19 protein-coding genes are annotated in these 17,060 nt (G+C 65.8%); 15 read left to right on the top strand and 4 right to left on the bottom strand.

The genetic code is table 11. The annotated features are described in order from the left end of the window. Positions 1-45 precede the first annotated feature (45 nt). Positions 46-498 (top strand): TM2 domain-containing protein, encoded by a 453-nt coding sequence (locus tag J4O76_RS10140; protein ID WP_426281630.1) that lies wholly within the window; start codon positions 46-48, stop codon positions 496-498. Between the two features lie 430 nt (positions 499-928). On the opposite strand, the gene purB is transcribed toward J4O76_RS10140, so the two are convergent. Beyond that, on the bottom strand, positions 929-2,227 hold the full coding sequence (purB, locus tag J4O76_RS10135; RefSeq protein WP_426281629.1) for an adenylosuccinate lyase: 1,299 nt from the start codon (positions 2,225-2,227) through the stop codon (positions 929-931). 231 nt (positions 2,228-2,458) lie between these two features. Between purB and J4O76_RS10130 the strand changes: the two genes are divergently transcribed. Next, positions 2,459-2,887 carry an EF-hand domain-containing protein gene (locus J4O76_RS10130; protein ID WP_426281628.1) on the top strand — a complete coding sequence of 143 codons (429 nt, stop codon included), beginning with the start codon at positions 2,459-2,461 and terminating at the stop codon, positions 2,885-2,887. Positions 2,888-2,962: 75 nt separating this feature from the next. On the opposite strand, the gene J4O76_RS10125 is transcribed toward J4O76_RS10130, so the two are convergent. From J4O76_RS10125 to radC, 3 genes are all read right to left on the bottom strand, one after another. Further along, a complete protein-coding gene (locus J4O76_RS10125) occupies positions 2,963-3,364 on the bottom strand; it encodes a BLUF domain-containing protein (RefSeq protein ID WP_426281626.1) in 402 nt (133 codons plus the stop codon). Positions 3,365-3,429: 65 nt separating this feature from the next. Then, on the bottom strand, positions 3,430-3,639 hold the full coding sequence (locus J4O76_RS10120; protein ID WP_426281624.1) for a hypothetical protein: 210 nt from the start codon (positions 3,637-3,639) through the stop codon (positions 3,430-3,432). An 82-nt stretch (positions 3,640-3,721) separates the two neighbouring features. Further along, positions 3,722-4,426: a RadC family protein gene (radC, locus tag J4O76_RS10115; protein WP_426281623.1), complete on the bottom strand. Its 705-nt coding sequence runs from the start codon at positions 4,424-4,426 to the stop codon at positions 3,722-3,724. Positions 4,427-4,512: 86 nt separating this feature from the next. Here radC and J4O76_RS10110 point away from each other — a divergent pair, with 86 nt between their 5' ends. From J4O76_RS10110 to leuB, 13 genes are all read left to right on the top strand, one after another. After that, the gene (locus tag J4O76_RS10110) at positions 4,513-7,680 is read left to right on the top strand and encodes a YdbH domain-containing protein (RefSeq protein ID WP_426281622.1); all 3,168 of its coding nucleotides are present in this window, start codon (positions 4,513-4,515) and stop codon (positions 7,678-7,680) included. 47 nt (positions 7,681-7,727) lie between these two features. Continuing rightward, on the top strand, positions 7,728-7,904 hold the full coding sequence (locus tag J4O76_RS10105) for a YnbE family lipoprotein (protein WP_426281620.1): 177 nt from the start codon (positions 7,728-7,730) through the stop codon (positions 7,902-7,904). A 1-nt stretch (position 7,905) separates the two neighbouring features. After that, positions 7,906-8,286, top strand: a complete 381-nt coding sequence (locus J4O76_RS10100; protein WP_426281619.1) for a YdbL family protein — start codon at positions 7,906-7,908, stop codon at positions 8,284-8,286. A 350-nt stretch (positions 8,287-8,636) separates the two neighbouring features. Beyond that, positions 8,637-8,957: an AtpZ/AtpI family protein gene (locus J4O76_RS10095; protein WP_056488546.1), complete on the top strand. Its 321-nt coding sequence runs from the start codon at positions 8,637-8,639 to the stop codon at positions 8,955-8,957. A gap of 70 nt (positions 8,958-9,027) precedes the next feature. Further along, complete coding sequence (locus J4O76_RS10090; protein ID WP_056056028.1) at positions 9,028-9,786, top strand: F0F1 ATP synthase subunit A; 759 nt, start codon at positions 9,028-9,030, stop codon at positions 9,784-9,786. Between the two features lie 38 nt (positions 9,787-9,824). Next, positions 9,825-10,052 (top strand): F0F1 ATP synthase subunit C, encoded by a 228-nt coding sequence (locus tag J4O76_RS10085; protein WP_055873230.1) that lies wholly within the window; start codon positions 9,825-9,827, stop codon positions 10,050-10,052. Between the two features lie 54 nt (positions 10,053-10,106). After that, positions 10,107-10,601 (top strand): ATPase, encoded by a 495-nt coding sequence (locus J4O76_RS10080; protein ID WP_056065115.1) that lies wholly within the window; start codon positions 10,107-10,109, stop codon positions 10,599-10,601. Then, positions 10,594-11,211, top strand: a complete 618-nt coding sequence (locus J4O76_RS10075) for a hypothetical protein (RefSeq protein WP_426281618.1) — start codon at positions 10,594-10,596, stop codon at positions 11,209-11,211. The genes J4O76_RS10080 and J4O76_RS10075 overlap by 8 nt, the downstream gene beginning before the upstream one ends. Positions 11,212-11,413: 202 nt before the next feature. After that, the gene (locus J4O76_RS10070; protein ID WP_056488555.1) at positions 11,414-11,734 is read left to right on the top strand and encodes a DMT family transporter; all 321 of its coding nucleotides are present in this window, start codon (positions 11,414-11,416) and stop codon (positions 11,732-11,734) included. 327 nt (positions 11,735-12,061) lie between these two features. Next, positions 12,062-13,987: an excinuclease ABC subunit UvrC gene (uvrC, locus tag J4O76_RS10065; protein ID WP_056055419.1), complete on the top strand. Its 1,926-nt coding sequence runs from the start codon at positions 12,062-12,064 to the stop codon at positions 13,985-13,987. A gap of 155 nt (positions 13,988-14,142) precedes the next feature. Further along, complete coding sequence (locus J4O76_RS10060; RefSeq protein WP_426281617.1) at positions 14,143-15,120, top strand: polysaccharide deacetylase; 978 nt, start codon at positions 14,143-14,145, stop codon at positions 15,118-15,120. 116 nt (positions 15,121-15,236) lie between these two features. Beyond that, positions 15,237-15,968 (top strand): DNA repair protein RecO, encoded by a 732-nt coding sequence (gene recO / locus J4O76_RS10055; protein WP_136190996.1) that lies wholly within the window; start codon positions 15,237-15,239, stop codon positions 15,966-15,968. A gap of 41 nt (positions 15,969-16,009) precedes the next feature. Continuing rightward, complete coding sequence (gene leuB / locus J4O76_RS10050) at positions 16,010-17,056, top strand: 3-isopropylmalate dehydrogenase (protein WP_426281615.1); 1,047 nt, start codon at positions 16,010-16,012, stop codon at positions 17,054-17,056. Positions 17,057-17,060 lie beyond the last annotated feature (4 nt).

The following is a 17,060-nucleotide window of genomic DNA, read 5'->3' as shown; positions in this document are numbered from 1 at the left end:
ATTCGCATCATCCGCCAGAATGCGAAACCAACACCGAGGAATGATATGCGCGGACAGGTTTTAGGCGTCGATCCCCGCACGGGCGAAGGACTCGTCGCGGGACAGGACGGACAGCGTTATCGGTTCGCGCGCGAAGACTGGGCGCATCGCGGCGAACCAGCAATCGGCCTGGAAGTCGATTTCGAGGCCGCCAACGACCGCGCGCTCAGCGTCTTCCCGATGCCGACCGCACCGGGCCCCCGTCGCGCTGTGCCGGCCGAGGCTCTCCCGACCAACGACCGCAACAAATACGTCGCCGCGGTCATGGCGTTCGTGATCGGCACGCTCGGCATCCACCGCTTCTACCTCGGCCGGACCGGCTCCGGGATCATCATGCTGGTGCTGAGCATCACCGTGATCGGGTTGATCATCAGCGCGCCCTGGGCGCTGATCGACATGATCCGCTATCTGATGATGTCCGACGAGGAATTCGCCGCGCGCTACCCGCGCAAGCGGTGATTATTCGCGGGTCTTGAAACTGCCGGCCTAGCCGCGCCCCCTCGGAAGGGGGCGGGCGGGCCGATGGATCAGAAGGCGGTGATGACCACCCCGACCACCAGCGCTTGAGCCGCGATCGCCAGCATGGTGCTGGTCACGGTTTCGAACATGCGCATGGATTGGTCTCCGATGCCGGAACAATATCCGGCAAGCGAGATATGGGCATAGTTGCGTGCTGTCGCAATTTTGTAACACGTAATCGCAATTGCATTGCGTGCATTCGGCGCGATTTGGGCGTCACATTTGCCCGATCCGCAACGCTCTCCCCTCCCTGAAAGGGAGGGGCAGGGGGTGGGTCGGCTTCCGCAAATTCCAGACGGGATAACTCGAACCAGCCGACCCACCCCCAACCCCTCCCTTTCAGGGAGGGGAGCAACCTTCGCCCTAGTCCTCAGGCCGCGCCGAATACCCGCGCGAAGATCGTGTCGACGTGCTTGAGGTGATAGCCAAGGTCGAACTTGTCTTCGAGCTCCGCATCGCTCAGCGTCACTTCCGGATCCGCCTTCAGCAACTCCAGCAGCGACAGCGCGCCGTCCGAATCCCACACCTTCATCGCATTGCGCTGGACCAGGCGATACGCGTCCTCTCGGCTCACGCCCGCCTGCGTCAGCGCCAGCAGCACGCGCTGCGAATGGACGAGGCCGCCCATCTTGTTGAGGTTCTTCAACATCCGCTCGGGGTAGACGACCAGCTTGTCCATCACCCCGGTCAGCCGCGCGAGCGCGAAGTCGAGCGTAATCGTAGCATCCGGCCCGATGTACCGCTCGACCGAAGAGTGCGAGATGTCCCGCTCGTGCCACAGCGCGACATTCTCCATCGCCGGCGTCACGTACCCGCGCACCATCCGCGCGAGCCCGGTGAGGTTCTCGGTCAGCACCGGGTTGCGCTTGTGCGGCATCGCCGACGAGCCCTTCTGGCCGGGCGAGAAAAACTCTTCCACCTCGAGCACCTCGGTGCGCTGCAAGTGCCGCACTTCGGTCGCGAGCCGCTCGATCGAGCTGGCGATCACGCCCAGCGTCACGAAGAACATCGCGTGGCGATCGCGCGGGATCACCTGCGTCGAAACCGGCTCGACCGACAGCCCGAGCTTGCCGGCGACATACTCCTCGACGAACGGATCGATGTTCGCGAACGTCCCCACCGCGCCCGAGATCGCGCAGGTCGCGACGTCCTCGCGCGCCGCGACCAGCCGCGCGCGGTTGCGCGCGAACTCGGCATGCGCCTGCGCAAGTTTGAGCCCGAACGTCACCGGCTCGGCATGGATGCCGTGGCTGCGACCGATCGTCGGCGTCATCTTGTGCTCGCGCGCACGGCGTTCGAGCACCACGAGCAGCGCGTCGAGATCGGCGATCAGGATGTCGCTTGCCTTGGCCAGCTGCACCGCGAGGCACGTGTCGAGCACGTCGGACGAGGTCATGCCCTGGTGCATGAAGCGCGCCTCGGGGCCGACATGCTCGGCAACGTTGGTCAGGAAGGCGATGACGTCGTGCTTGGTCTCGCGCTCGATCTCGTCGATCCGGTCGACCTCGAACGTCCCCTTTTCCCAGATCGCGGCGGCGGCTTCCTTGGGGACCACGCCCAGTTCGGCGAGCGCGTCGGTGGCGTGCGCCTCGATCTCGAACCAGATCTTGAAGCGCGCTTCGGGCGTCCAGATCGCGACCATGTCGGGGCGGGAATAGCGGGGGACCATCGGGTTTCCTCGGGAGCGTGAAGGGTAGGGCGCGTCGCGTGCCGTTCGGCCCGCGGCTGCTCGCGAAACGCGGTAGCAGGACGCAGGGGAAGGTTCAAACACCCGTCGCGAGGTATAAATCCGGTGATGTGGCGCGTATAGAGTCGGTAAGCGGTTCGCTATGTCGAGTATATATCAGGCATGGTCGCAACGTCGCTTAGTAGACGCGTAGAACACCACCGGAGAGACGCAATGTTGAAATATGCTATGCTGGCCGGCGCGGTACTGGTTGCTGCACCCGTACTGGCACAGACGACCACGACATCCCCGCAGACTTCGGCGTCGGGCGGTGCTGCTGTCGGGCAGGCCGCTCCATCTGGTGCGCCAACCGATGCAGTGCCGATGCAACCCGCCACGCGCGAGCAGCCCGCGACCGGCAGCCAGGTCGCGCAGGTCGTCGACACCGAGTTCCCGACCTACGACAAGAACGGCGATGGCAAACTCAGCGCGACCGAATTCGGCGGCTGGATGGTCGCACTGAAGAGCAAGACCGATCCCTCGACGAAGCCCGACGCGCCCGAGACCAAGAAATGGGTATCCGCCGCCTTCGCGCAGGCCGATACCGACAAGAGCAAGTCGCTGACCAAGACCGAGGTCACCAGCTTCCTGTCACAGGGCTGACGGCCACGACACGTCCGCAAAGTCTCATCGCACGGATCGAGGTCGTCGGGTTTACGCCCGGCGGCCTTCGTCACGTCAGCCGTCCAGCGAACCCGTCGCCATCAGCGCAAGGAAGGGATCGCGCACCCGCTGCGACGCGCCGTTGAGCAAGCGCCGCATGCGCGCATCATACGCATCGACAGGATCGTCCGCGCGCCTGTGCGCCATCGTCCAGGCACCGAACTGCCGTTCGTGGATCGGGATATTGTGCTGGAGCGACAGATCGTAATGACGATCGTCCTGCGTAATACGGCCGAACGTCGCGTCGAGGAAAGCTGTTGGTCCCTCGATCACCTGAAGAAAATGCGTGCCGTCCGACCACAACAATCCAGTGATGTCATGCAGCGCATTATTGTGCCGGGACTGCTGCAATATTCCCACGAGATCGGCCTTGTCGCCGGCTATGGTGCTCGAACTCATGTATAGAATTTGGCGCATCGCGTCTCCGGTCGATAGTTGCGCATATCGCTACTATAGATCGGAGAGCTACGACTTGCGGTAGATCAGTCGGCTTTGCGCACCCGATCTTGCGCAATGCGGGTCTCCGCCAGGATCTGCCCCTGCGCCTCGACGGCGGCGTTGAGCAGCCGATCGGAAGTTTCGGCCGCGGCGTCGGGCGTCAATGATACCGCGACCCCGTCCGGCCCGTCGACCATGACCTGACCGTGCTCGGCGGTTACCTCCGAGGCTTCGTCGTGCAACTTGTTATCCACATGCAATTCCTTTGCCGTGACAACGAAGATACGGATGAAAAGGCACGAGGAGTTTCGGATGTTTCTCCTTTATCTGATTGCGTCAGATCAACCCTTGCGCACGCAGGCTAACATGGCCGCCGGTGCCCATCACGATATGGTCGTGGACGGTGATGCCGAGCCGCTTGCCCGCCTCCGCGATCGTTCGCGTGATGTCGATGTCGGCGCGGCTGGGGGAGGGGTCGCCGCTCGGGTGATTGTGGACGAGGATGATCGACGCGGATCCGAGGTCGATCGCGCGGCGGATGACTTCGCGGACATACACCGCGGCTTGGTCGATCGACCCCTTGCTCATCACCTCGTCGCGAATCAGCATGTTCTTGGTGTTGAGATGGAGCACGCGAAAGCGCTCGATCGCGTGGTGCGCCATGTCGGCCGGGAGATAGTCGAGCAGCGCCTGCCAGTTGGCGAGCACCGGACGGTCGCTGACGTGCGATTGCAGCAGGCGGATCGCGGCGGCGTGCGCGATCTTGATCGCCGCGGTAGAGATTTCGCCCATGCCCTTCACCCGGCCGAGCGCCTCGGCATCCGCGGTAAGCACCCCGCCAATCCCGCCGAACTCACGCATCAGGGCCTTGGCGAGCGCCTTGGTATCGCCGCGGGGTATGGCGATCGCGAGCAGGTATTCGATGAGTTCATGGTCGAGCAGCGCGTCGCTGCCGCCTTCGAACAGGCGTTTGCGGAGGCGGCCGCGATGGCCCTTCAGATCGTCCCCCCGGACGTCAGCGTCTTCGTCCGGATCGGCCATTTTGCGATGCTAGCACATCCCTGGGCAATTGCATGACGCCCTCGCTCCCGCCTATGCAGGCCGCGAAAGCGTAGCGGAGTGAGTGGGTGACCGAGACGAGCGAGACGGGGGTCGACCCCGGGGCCCATCCTCGCCGTACCGTGACCGCCCGCCGCGTTGCGCTGGGGATCGCGCTGCTCCTGATCGCCGCGCTGGTCGTGTTGTGGCTGGTGCGGAAACCGATCGCCGAAGGGTTCATCGACCGAGAACTCGCCAAGGCCGGCGTACCTGCGCGGTACGATATTGCCGACCTCGCGCTGGGCGGCCAGCGACTGACCAACGTCGTGATCGGCGATCCGGCGCATCCCGATCTGGTCGCCGACTGGGTCGAGACGCGGACCGGCGTCGGGCTGTCCGGGCCGTATCTGGAGGGCGTGCGCGCGGGGAAGGTCCGGTTGCGCGGGAGACTGGTGGACGGGAAAGTGTCGCTCGGCGCGATCGACAGGTTGTTACCCGCGCCGTCGGGGAAGCCGTTCGCATTACCGGCGCTCGACGTATCGGTCGCCGACGGTCGGATGCGACTAGAGACACCGCAAGGGATCGTCGGGTTGAAGCTGGCAGGCTCCGGCAAGCTCGACGACGGGTTCCGCGGTACGTTGGCGGCGATCAGCGAGCGGCTCGATATCGGCGGATGTGTGATCGACCGGCTGGCGGCAACGGTGAAGCTGCGTATCGACGCGGCCAAACCGACGATCACCGGGCCGATGCGCGTGTCGCGGCTCGCCTGCGGCACGACGCAGGCGGCGCGGATCGTGGCCGATCTGGACGTTGGCCTCTCTGCGGCGCTCGATCGCTGGCAGGGCAAGGCTACGCTCAAGACTGGCGCGGCACGAACGCCGGGTGCGACTTTGGCTGGTGTCGGAGGCACGATCGACTTCACCGGAACCGCGGCGGCGACCGGCGGCAAGGCGAACATCGCCGCCGATACCGTTCGCACCACTGAGGGCGGCGCGCGCCGGGTTGCGCTCACAGGCACGTACCGGATCGGCCAGCAGATCGCGTTCGACGGGCGCGTCCAGGCGAGCGGCGCCGCGGTGGCGCAAAAGCGACTCGCGGGGCTGGCGGGGATAGGCGGTGCGGCCGCGGGCACGCCCGTTGCGCCGTTGGCGAGCGCGGTGACGCAGGCGATCCATAAGGCCGGCCGCGGATTTGCCGCGGACGCCGACGTTCGCGTGCGGATCGACGGCGGGCGCGGCAAGGCCGTGCTGTCGCGTCTGGCCCTCGCCTCCGCCAGTGGTGCGCGTGTAGCGCTCGGTGGCGGCAGCGGGGTCGCGTTCGGCTGGCCGAACGGCGGCGTGCGGCTCGACACGGTCCTCGCGATGCGTGGCGGCGGCCTGCCTGAGGCGCGCGTGTCGCTCGCGCAGGGGAAACCGGGCGCGGCGATCCGCGGCGTTGCCACCATCGCTCCTTATGCGGCGGGTGGCGCGAGCCTGGCGCTGACCCCCGTCACCTTCAGCGCAACGCCGGGCGGGGCAACCTCGATCGCGACGCGCGTCACGCTCGGGGGACCGATCGGTGCGGGCGGTCCCGGCGACCGGGTCGATGGCCTGTCGATGCCGGTTGCGGCGCTGTGGAACGGTCGCGGGCGGCTGGTCGTCAACACCGGTTGCGTGCCTTTGGCGGTCCAGCGCTTTGCGATCTCCGGCCTCGTGCTCGATCCCTCGCGGCTGACCTTGTGCCCGCTCAATGGCGCGCTGGTCCAAGTCGATGGCGCGCGGGTCAGCGGTGGTGCGAAGATCGCCGCGGCCAAGCTGGGTGGGCGACTCGGCACTACCCCGATTACGCTGACGACCGCGGGTGCGACCGTGCGGTTGGCGGATCGCGGCTTTGCGATCAACGGCGTGCAGACCCGGATCGGCGCGTCCGAACGCATCACGCGACTCGATTTCGGCACCGTCACCGGTCGCATGACCGGGCAGGGCGTCGCGGGCGCGTTCACCGACGGCTCTGGCCAGATCGCCAACGTGCCGCTGCTGCTCGGCGACGCCGCCGGCGACTGGACGCTCGTCAAAGGCGCGCTCAACCTCACCGGCGCGATGGGGGTATCCGATGCCGCGCCGACCCCGCGCTTCAAGCCGCTTGCTGCCCGCAGCGTTACACTCGCGCTCGTCAACGGCACGATTACCGCGGCGGGCACGCTGTTCGAACCGACCACCAACACCAAGGTCGCCGACGTAACGCTGACCCACGCTCTGGGTGCCGGCGCAGGCAAGGCCGACCTCGCCGTACCCGCGATCGCGTTCGCCAAGGACAAGCTGCAACCCGACGCGCTGACCCCGTTGACCTTCGGCGTGATCGCCGACGTCAACGGATCGGTCAGCGGCGAGGGGCATATCGCCTGGAACCCCGACGGGGTGACCAGCACCGGCGTGTTCCGTACCGCCGGCACCGATCTCGCCGCCGCGTTCGGACCGGTCACGGGAATCGCCACCGAGATCCATTTCACCGACCTGCTCAATCTCCAGAGCGCGCCGGGGCAGGTGGCGACGATCCGCACGCTCAACCCCGGCATACCGGTCAGCGACGGCACGATCCGCTACCAGACGCTGCCGGGCGCGCGCGTCCAGGTTGAGGGTGGCTCGTGGCCGTTCGCGGGTGGATCGCTGACGCTCGACCCGACGCTGCTCGATTTCTCCGCGCAATCCGAGCGGCGGATGACGTTCCACGTCGCCAACATGGCGGCCGACCAGTTCTTGCAACAGTTCGATTTCAAGAATCTCGACGCGACCGGCATCTTCGACGGCGTGCTGCCAATGATCTTCGACGAGACCGGCGGCCGGATCGAAGGCGGCGACTTGCGCGTCCGGCCGGGCGGTGGGACGCTCGCCTATGTCGGCGATCTCACCCAGAAGGATCTCGGCGTCTGGGCGAACATCGCGTTCGGCGCACTGAAGTCGTTGCGCTACCAGTCGTTGCGCGTCGGCCTGAACGGGCCGCTCGCGGGCGAGATGGTCACCGACGTGCGGTTCGCCGGGATCAGCCAGGGCGAGGGGGCGAAGGCGAACTTCATCGTCCGCCGCCTGCAGAAGCTGCCGTTCGTGTTCAATATCCGGATCAAGGCGCCGTTCCGCGGCCTGCTCGACTCGGCGCAGAGCTTCTACGATCCGAAGCGGCTGATCCAGCGAAACCTGCCGGCGTTGCTGCAGCAGCAAGCTGCGCCGCCTCCTCCGAAACCCCCGACCATTCAGCCTCCCGCAAGCAGGATCGTGCCATGACCGAAACAGGATTGAAGAAGCGGGAGCAAAGGCCGATCTTGCATAGGATGACGAGGACGATCGCGATTATCGGGCTGACGGGGGCCTTGCCGGGCTGCATCAACGTGTCGGCGCCCGACAAGCCGATCGAGATCAACCTCAACATCAACGTCACGCAGGAAGTGGTCTATCGTCTCGATGGCGAGGCGAAATCGTTGATCCAGCAGAATCCGGGGATATTCTAAGATGAAGACCAAGGTCCTTATGGTGGTTGCCGCAGCGGCGGCTCTCGGTGGCCTGTCTGTCGCGGCAACCGCGCAGCGCGATCCGGCCTATGCCGCGGCGCGTGCCGGGGGCGAGGTCGGCGAGCAGCCCGACGGCTATCTCGGCCTGGTCGGCGCGGCGAGCGGCGATTTGCGCGCGCTGGTCAACAACATCAACATCCAGCGCAAGTCGGCTTACACGGTAAAGGCGCAGGCGAGCGGTGCGACGGTCGAGCAACTCGCCTTCACTAGCGGCTGCAACCTGATCATGCAGACCAACCCTGGTGAGAAGTACAAGACGCCGAACGGTGTCTGGAAGACCCGCACCGCCGGTGCGCCCGAACGCGATTCGCGCTGCGTTTGACCTCCCGTCATGCCGGGCTCGTTCCGGCATCCACGGTTCCGCGTACTCGATAGTAGTGAGCGTGCGGAACGGTGGACCCCGGAACGAGTCCGGGGTGACGAAGAAGGGAGCTTCCCCTCGTGGCGCGAGGTCCCGGCTTTCGCCGGGATGACGAAGAGCGAGCGTCCTTCCGAGCTTCTCTACTGATCGCACCGAACGTTATCGCCAATCCCATCCGCCGCCCCATTAATGACGCCCGTGTCACACCGGTTGACTTGCACCCCCCCCTTTTCTAAACGGACCGCGCCTTGGCGGGATCGCTCGTCGCTGCTTGCTTCCTCCCCGATGCGTAATCAGGTGGAGGAACGTGCGTGGCGGAGATCGAACCCGGACAGGACCCCCAGGGTGTTGAAGATCCGCGACTTTCCGCGCTCGATGAGCGATTGCGAGAGGCGCAGCATCGGGAAACGCTCGCAAAGGGGCAGAAGGGGGCGGATGCCGAGCGGGGGTACTCGCAAGGCAATCGCGTCATTTCCGCTCTAATCGGGAGTCTTGTCGGCAGTGCGCTGATCGGCTGGTTGATAGACCATTGGTTCGGCACTGGCCCTTGGGGGCTGATCGTGTTGCTGTTCCTCGGGATAGCGGTCGCGTTCAGGCAGATCATTCGAATTTCAGGCGAACGCCCGGAGTAACCGGGCGTTTGTCGTATCAAGACGGCAGGGATTCCACGTGGCGGCAGAACAGGGCGGCAAGATCGATCCGATGCACCAGTTCCTGATCGAGCCGGCGTTCGGCTCGCACTGGATCGTAGGTGGCTATGACCTGTCGTTCACCAATTCCGCATTGTGGATGGTGGTGACGCTGGTCGCGCTTTGGGCGTTCATGATCGGTGGCATGAAGCGTGAGCTCGTGCCCGGTCGCTGGCAGATGGCGGTCGAGGGCTTTACCGGCTTCATCTCGGGCATGCTCGAGCAGAATGTCGGCCCCGGCGGCAAGCGCTTTGTGCCGTACGTCTTCTCGCTGTTCATGTTCATCCTGTTCGCGAACATCATCGGGCTCCTGCCATTCGGCATCGTCCCCGGCGTGCACCCGTTCACCGTGACCAGCCACATGACCGTCACTGGCGTGCTGGCGCTGATCAGCTTCGCGATCGTGCTGCTCGTCGGTTTCGGCAAGCACGGCTTCCACTTCTTCTCGCTGTTCGTGCCGAGCGGCACGCCGGCGCTGATGATTCCGCTGATCTTCGTGGTCGAGCTGATGTCGTTCCTGGTGCGTCCGTTCTCGCTCGGTCTGCGACTGTTCGTGGCGATGACCGCGGGGCATATCCTGCTCAAGGTGCTGGCCGCGTTCGTGATCAACGGTCTGAACCTCGGTGGGATGTATATCGGTCTGGTCAGCGCGCCGAGCATGCTGCTGATGATCGGCATCACGCTGCTCGAGCTGCTGGTTGCTGCGATCCAGGCCTACGTGTTCGCGTTGCTGACGTCGGTCTATCTGAACGACGCCGTCAATCTCCACTAAGTTTTCCATTACCAACTGATTTTCAAAGGGAATTTACCATGGACGCACAAGCAGCAAAGATGATCGGTGCCGGCCTCGCAGCGATCGGCATGGGCCTCGCGGCACTCGGCGTGGGCAACGTGTTCGCCCAGTTCCTCGCCGGCGCTCTGCGCAACCCGGGCGCAGCCGACAGCCAGCAGGGCCGTCTGTTCATCGGTTTCGCAGCAGCCGAGCTTCTCGGTCTGCTCGCCTTCGTCACGATGATCATTCTCGTGTTCGTCGCCTAACAACTCGCTGAATTGGCCGGGCGACCGCGCCCAGCCGTTTCACGAAGGACCGACATGCCCCAGATTTCCCAGATAGCCGCTACCTACGCCTCGCAGATCTTCTGGCTGCTCCTCACCTTCGGCATCCTGTATTTCGGGATCGGCAAGGGAATGGTGCCAAAGATCGTGTCCAACGTGGACTCGCGCGAAGGCCGAATCGCGGGCGATCTGGCGGCAGCGGTCGCTGCCCGTACGCAGGCCGATACGGTCCAGGCGAACTGGCAGGCCGAAATGGACGCGGCCCGCGTCGCGGCGCAGGCCGAGACCGCGGCAGCAGCCAAGCGTGCGGCGACCGCGTTCGAGCAACAGGTCCACGCGGCCGACGCCGAACTCGCCGAGCGTCTGGGTCATCACGATCTGGCGGTCGCGAACGCGAAGGCCGAGGCGCTCTCGAACTTGCAGGGTGTCGCCGCCGAAGCAGCACAGCAATTGGCCGCCAAGGTCGCCGGCCTCCAGGTCAGCCTGGACGCGGCGACCGACGCGGTACGCAGGACGACGGCGCATGGCTAATCCAGATTCGGCCGCAAAGGTCATCCACGGCGAGGGCATGGCGCCCGAGGGTGCGGTCGACAACCAGGGCATCCAGGGTCACACGGCCGCACCCGGCGGCGTCGAGCATGTGCCCGATCCGACCGCGCTCGGCCTGACCTCGACCGGTTGGGTCGCGGTGGCGATGATCGTCGTCATCCTGCTGATGATCTGGAAGAAGGTTCCAGGGATGATCGGCAAGATGCTCGACACGCGCATCGCCGGCATCCGTACGCAGCTCGACGAGGCCAAGGCGCTCCGTGCCGAAGCTGAAGCGATCCGCACCGAGTACGAGGCCAAGGCCAAGACCACGCACGTCGAAGCCGAAGCCATGAAGGCCCACGCACACCACGAAGCCGCGGCGATCATCGCCAAGGCGAAAGCGGGCGCCGAAGACCTCATGACCCGTCGCGCGAAGATGGCCGAGGACAAGATCGCCGCGGCCGAACGCGCTGCGATTGCCGAAGTTCGCGCGCGGGCGGCGGATGCTGCGGCGAAGGCTGCCGGCATCCTCATCGCCGAGCACCACGACGCAACCGCCGACCGCATGATGATAGACCGTTCGATCTCCGGTCTCAGCCGCCTCAACTAACCGGGGGCAGCGCTCGAAGCGCTGCCGTTCCCCCGCGGAGGCGGGGCCCAGGATCTCATAAGACAGCGCCTGCAACCCTGGACCCCCGCCTCCGCGAGGGAACGGTAGTTCGCTTGGCGCTTTTCCTGTTTTGCACAGACGGCCGTCTCTTCCCGGGTTTCCGGCGGCTGAGTCTCCAATCTGAGCCCGTTGGAGAACACCTATGTCCTGGCTCATCCTCGCGGTCGCCGTCGTCACCGAAATCTGCTGGGCGCTCAGCCTCAAATGGGCAGCCACCGTCGCCACGTGGCAAGCCTCCAGCGTCCCGATCATCCTCAGCTTCGTCAACATGGGTCTGCTCGCCCTCGCGATGCGCGGCCTCCCCGCCGGCACCGCCTATGCGATCTGGACCGGCGCGGGCGCGATCGGCGTCATCATCGGCGGCGTCATCCTGTTCGGCGACAAGGTCAGCGGCATCCAGGCCTGCTTCATGGCCCTGACCGTGGTCGGCATCGTCGGTACCAAGGTCTTCGCCCAAACCTGACCGCCCCTCTTCGCCCGCAGGGCTTAGAAGATTGATTCACGCGAAGGCGCAAAGGCGCGAAGAGGAACAGAAGGTTGGTTCACGCGGAGACGCGGAGCCGCGGAGGTGTTGCGGCTCGGGATGATGTACCGAGCCGCCACGAGTGGATGTAAGCCTTCGGCAGGTTGAGAACGAACGCTGAGTGCTCGTATCTTCTCTCCGCGTCTCCGCGTCTCCGCGTCTCCGCGTGAACCAACTCCTCCCTTCTCTTCGCGTCTTTGCGCCTTCGCGTGAACATCACTGTCTTAAGCTGGCATAACCCCCTCGCACTCCCTAGATTCCCCAACGATGTCCTCCCCCAATTCCCCCGACCGGTTCAACGAAGACAAGTCCACGTTCGCCGTCCGCGGTGGCGGTGAAGCGCCCGACCTCGCGGCCGGCGTGGCGGCGATCCGCAATGTGCTCGACACGCTGCCGATCCGCCCCGGCGTCTACCGCATGCAGGACGCTCGCGGCGACGTGCTCTACGTCGGCAAGGCGCGCGCGCTCCGAAACCGCGTCGCGAACTACGTCCAGGTCGAGCGCCTCACCAAGCGCCTGCAGCGGATGGTATCGCAGACCCGGTCGATGACGATCGTCACGACCAACAACGAAGCCGAGGCGCTGCTGCTCGAATCGCAGCTCATCAAGCGCTATCGCCCCGCCTACAACGTGCTGCTGCGCGACGATAAGAGCTTTCCGTTCATCCTCCTGCGCGACGACCACGCCTTCCCGCGCGTCCAGAAGCACCGCGGCGCGCGCCGGGCGAAGGGCAATTACTACGGGCCTTTCGCGAGCGCCGGGTCGGTCAACAACACGCTCAACGCGCTCCAGAAGCTGTTCCTTCTGCGCAGCTGCACCGACAGCTTCTTCAAGACGCGCGACCGGCCATGCCTGCTCTACCAGATCAAGCGCTGCTCCGCGCCTTGCGTGGGACGGATCGACGAGGCCGCGTACCGGGAACTGACCGAAGATGCGAAGGCGTTCCTCGGCGGCAAGTCGACCGGGGTGCAGGCGAAGCTCGGCGCGCAGATGCAGGCCGCCGCCGAGAACATGGACTTCGAACTCGCGGCGCTGCTCCGCGATCGCCTCCGCGCGCTCACCTTCATCCAGGGCACGCAGGCGATCAACGCGGAGGGCGTGGGCGACGCCGATATCTTCGCGATGGCGTGCAAGGACGGCCTCATCGGCATCCAGGCGTTCTTCATCCGCGGCGGTCAAAACTGGGGGCATCGCAGCTTCTTCCCGCAACACACCAACGACGTCCCCGAGGACGAGGTGCTGACCAGCTTCCTCGGCCAGTTCTACGAAGAGGTCCCGCCCCCCAAGCAGATCCTGCTCGACCGCGAACTGACGGAAGGTGCACTGCTCGCCGAAGCACTAGGCGAACGCGCCGGCTACAAGATCGCTTTGCAGGTCCCGCAGCGTGGCGATCGCCGCCGCCTGATGGACCAGGCCAAGCGCAACGCGATCGAGGCGATCGAGCGGCGGCAGGCCGAATCGACCACGCAGGCCAAGCTGCTGCGCGAAGTCGCCGACCTGTTCGACCTCGCCGAGCCGCCCGAGCGCATCGAGATCTACGACAACAGCCACATCCAAGGCACCGCCGCGACCGGCGCGATGGTCGTCGCGGGGCCCGAGGGCTTCCGCAAGGGCCAGTATCGAAAGTTCAACATCAAGAACAAGGATACCGCGCCGGGTGATGATTTCGCGATGATGCGCGAGGTCTTCACGCGGCGGTTCTCGCGCGCGCAGGCCGAGGACCCCGATCGCGATTCGGGCGATTGGCCAGACCTCGTGCTGATCGACGGCGGCAAGGGCCAACTGAACACGGTGAAGGCCGCGCTCGAGGAGATCGGCGTCGAGGACGTGTGCCTGGTCGGGATCGCCAAGGGCCCCGAACACGGTCGCGATGGTCGCGAGGTGTTCCACATGCTCGACGGCCGCGAGTTCCAGCTCCCCGTCAACGCCCCGGTCCTGTTCTACCTCCAGCGGCTGCGCGACGAGGTCCACCGGTTCGCGATCGGCGTCCACCGCGACAAGCGCAGCAAGGCCATCGGCGCCAGCCCGCTCGACGAAGTCCCCGGCATCGGCCCGGCGCGGAAAAAGGCGCTGCTGATGCACTTCGGCACCGGCCGCGCAGTGCGCAACGCGAGCTTGCAGGACCTGCAACAAGCACCCGGCGTGTCCGCAGGCGTCGCGCAACAGGTCTACGACTTCTATCATTCACGGTAGCCGCATGGACTTGGCCGCCAATCGAGAACGCACAGATCGTCATGCGGGCCTGAAGATGATGACGTCCCGGATCGGGAAAAAATTATAACCCAAATCAAGTTGATTTGTATAAAATCACAACGCCATTTTCACTACTGATTGTTACATACTAATCCGTGACTACGCCTGTCTTCCTGACCATCGACACCGAGTTCGCGTGGCGCCACCATGCCGCCGGTCTGGATTGCGACGCGATCTATGCCCGGTCGCTGGAGCCGGCCGGGGTAGGGCTGGGCTATCAACTGGCCGAGTTGGCCCGGCACAATCTGAAGGCGTGTTTCTTCGTCGATCCGATGCCCGCGATCACGTTCGGACCGGCTCCGATCCGTCGGATGATCGATACGATCCTTGAGGCCGGGCAAGAGGTCCAGCTCCACCTCCACCCCAACTGGACCAGCGCGCGAGCGGGCGATCGCGGCGTCGCGCACGAGCGGTTCCAACTTTACATGTACAGCCTTGCCGAACAGACCGACCTGCTCGTTCGCGCTACGGAATTGCTGGTCGAGGCCGGCGCGCCGCACCCGATCGCGTTTCGCGCAGGGAGCTACGCCGCGAACGACGACACGCTCACCGCGCTCGAAGGCCTGGGCTTCGCCTATGACAGCAGCCACAACGGGTCGGAGGCGCCGCACACCAGCCGCATTTCGCTCCCCGCACGGCAGATCGCCCCAGTCCGCCGTGCCGGCGACACCGGCATCACGGAAGTCCCGGTAACCGTGATCGAGGACCTGCGCGGCCGGATCCGCACCTTCCAGCTCTGCGCCTTGTCCGCAGGCGAAAGCTACGACGCGCTCGAACATGCGGCGGTGTCGCACCATGCCGCGGTGACGATCGTCAGCCACGGCTTCGAACTCGCCAACCGCCGCGGCACGCGCGCCAATGCGGTCCATGTCCGCCGCTTCCAGGCATTATGCACGATGCTTGCGGAGATGCGCGACGTGCTGCCGACCACGCACTTCACCGATCGCCCCGTGCTCGAACTCGATCGCGTCGACGTGCCGCTAGGCCCCGATCCGGTGCGCACGCGCTGGCGACAGGCCGAACAGCTGTGGTCGAACTGGATTTCGGAACGCCCCCGGTCGCGGCGCACCTGATACGCCTTGGTCGTGGCACAGAGGGTTCGGTTCGGCTTGCGAACGCTTGCCATGGCCGAGACGATCTGCGGCTAAATCTCTCCTCTCCTTCGAGCCAGAGCGGTACAAGGTAACCCATGCACCTCCGCGCCTCCGCCATCGTCGTCGCCGTTCGCCAGCATGGCGAGCATGGCGCGATCGTGCGCGCGCTGACCCGGAACGACGGCGTCCAGCCCGGCTACGTTCGCGGCGGGCGGTCGCGCGCGATGCGGCCGGTGCTGCTGCAGGCGAACGTCATCCAAGGCGAGTGGCGTGCGCGGACCGGCGAGCAACTGGCCTCGCTGACCGCCGAGCTGATCCACAGCCGCGCGACGCTTCACGGCGAGCCGCTCGCCGCCGGTGCGCTCGAATGGGCGACTGCGCTGGCCGCCGCCGCTCTTCCCGAAGCACAGCCCTATCCGCAGATCCACGACGCGCTCGACGGCGTGCTGGGTGCGATCGAGAGCGCTCCATCCGCCCGCGGCTGGGCGGCGGCGCTGGTCCGGTACGAATTGCTGGTGCTGGCGGAACTGGGGTTCGGACTCGATCTCGACCGCTGCGTCGCGACCGGAGCGGAGGACGATCTCGGCTTCGTGTCGCCCAAGAGTGGCGCAGCCGTCTCGCGCGGGGCGGCGTTCGGGTATGAAGGCAAGCTCCTGCGATTACCCGATTTCCTGCTGGCAGGCGGTGAAGCGGCATGGCCGGACATCTTCGACGGCCTGCGGTTGACCGGTCACTTCCTCGCCCGCGACATCCTCGTCGACCGTCGCGCCGATCCGTTGGCGGCGCGCGACCGGCTGGTCGATCGCCTCAAAAGGGCGGTTGCGTGAGCGCGCACCGCCCGGCAAGGGGCCGCGCAGGAGAAACGCACATGCCCTTGATCGCGATACTGGCCGGCGACGGCATCGGACCCGAAGTCACGGCGGAGGCCCGTCGCGTGCTCGATACGCTCGGCCTCGACCTGACCTATGAGGAAGGCCTGGTCGGCGGTGCCGCGTACAAGGCGGTCGGTCATCCGCTGCCACCCGAGACGCTCGAGCTCGCCCGCCGTGCCGATGCGATCCTGTTCGGTGCAGTCGGCGATCCCGACTGCGATGCGCTCGAACGCCAGTTCCGCCCCGAACAAGCCATTCTCGGCCTGCGCAAGGACCTCGGCCTGTTCGCGAACCTGCGTCCCGCCAAGCTGTTCGCCGGCCTGGAGGACGCCTCCGCGCTCCGCCCCGAGATCGCCCGGTCGATCGACATGGTCATCGTCCGCGAACTGACCGGCGACGTGTATTTCGGCGCGAAGGGCATCCGCACGACCGCCGACGGCCTGCGCGAAGGCCATGACGAGATGCGCTACGACGAGACCGAGATCGCGCGCATCGCTCGCGTCGGCTTCGAGACCGCGCGTACCCGGAAGGGCAAGCTGCTCTCGGTCGACAAGGCCAACGTCCTGGAGACCTCTCAGCTCTGGCGCGACGTCGTCATCGAGATCTCGGCCGACTATCCCGACGTCGCGCTCAGCCACATGTACGTCGACAACGCGGCGATGCAGATGGTTCGGAACCCCGGCCAGTTCGACGTGATCGTCACCGGCAACCTTTTCGGCGACATCCTCTCGGACGAAGCGTCGATGTGCGCCGGCTCGATCGGCATGCTGCCGTCCGCCGCGCTCAACGGCTCGAACAAGGGCATGTACGAGCCGATCCACGGCAGCGCGCCCGACATCGCAGGGCAGGGCAAGGCCAACCCCTGCGCGGCGATCCTGTCCGCCGCGATGATGCTGCGCCATTCACTCGACCTCCCAGAAGCGGCGGATCGGATCGAAGCGGCCGTCGCTGCCGCGATTCTCGGCGGCGCGCGCACGCCCGATCTCGGCGGCACGCTGTCGACCCGCGACATGGGCGATGCAGTGCGGGCTAACCTCGTTTGACCGC

The sequence above is a fragment of the Sphingomonas sp. NFX23 genome (assembly GCF_049887795.1).
In the GTDB taxonomy this organism is placed as follows: domain Bacteria; phylum Pseudomonadota; class Alphaproteobacteria; order Sphingomonadales; family Sphingomonadaceae; genus Sphingomonas.
Note: the sequence above shows the minus strand (reverse complement) of the source record. Positions and strands in the feature narration are given on the sequence as shown.

Bases quoted from the DNA above. Each gene is read 5' to 3' on its own strand.
- J4O76_RS10130 (WP_426281628.1), top strand. From the start codon at position 2,459: ATGTTGAAATATGCTATGCTGGCCGGCGCGGTACTGGTTGCTGCACCC.
- J4O76_RS10080 (WP_056065115.1), top strand. From the start codon at position 10,107: ATGCCCCAGATTTCCCAGATAGCCGCTACCTACGCCTCGCAGATCTTC.
- J4O76_RS10070 (WP_056488555.1), top strand. From the start codon at position 11,414: ATGTCCTGGCTCATCCTCGCGGTCGCCGTCGTCACCGAAATCTGCTGG.
- leuB (WP_426281615.1), top strand. From the start codon at position 16,010: ATGCCCTTGATCGCGATACTGGCCGGCGACGGCATCGGACCCGAAGTC.
- J4O76_RS10105 (WP_426281620.1), top strand. From the start codon at position 7,728: ATGACGAGGACGATCGCGATTATCGGGCTGACGGGGGCCTTGCCGGGC.
- J4O76_RS10100 (WP_426281619.1), top strand. From the start codon at position 7,906: ATGAAGACCAAGGTCCTTATGGTGGTTGCCGCAGCGGCGGCTCTCGGT.
- uvrC (WP_056055419.1), top strand. From the start codon at position 12,062: ATGTCCTCCCCCAATTCCCCCGACCGGTTCAACGAAGACAAGTCCACG.
- J4O76_RS10090 (WP_056056028.1), top strand. From the start codon at position 9,028: ATGCACCAGTTCCTGATCGAGCCGGCGTTCGGCTCGCACTGGATCGTA.
- recO (WP_136190996.1), top strand. From the start codon at position 15,237: ATGCACCTCCGCGCCTCCGCCATCGTCGTCGCCGTTCGCCAGCATGGC.
- J4O76_RS10075 (WP_426281618.1), top strand. From the start codon at position 10,594: ATGGCTAATCCAGATTCGGCCGCAAAGGTCATCCACGGCGAGGGCATG.
- radC (WP_426281623.1), bottom strand. From the start codon at position 4,426: ATGGCCGATCCGGACGAAGACGCTGACGTCCGGGGGGACGATCTGAAG.
- J4O76_RS10140 (WP_426281630.1), top strand. From the start codon at position 46: ATGCGCGGACAGGTTTTAGGCGTCGATCCCCGCACGGGCGAAGGACTC.
- J4O76_RS10085 (WP_055873230.1), top strand. From the start codon at position 9,825: ATGGACGCACAAGCAGCAAAGATGATCGGTGCCGGCCTCGCAGCGATC.
- J4O76_RS10125 (WP_426281626.1), bottom strand. From the start codon at position 3,364: ATGCGCCAAATTCTATACATGAGTTCGAGCACCATAGCCGGCGACAAG.
- purB (WP_426281629.1), bottom strand. From the start codon at position 2,227: ATGGTCCCCCGCTATTCCCGCCCCGACATGGTCGCGATCTGGACGCCC.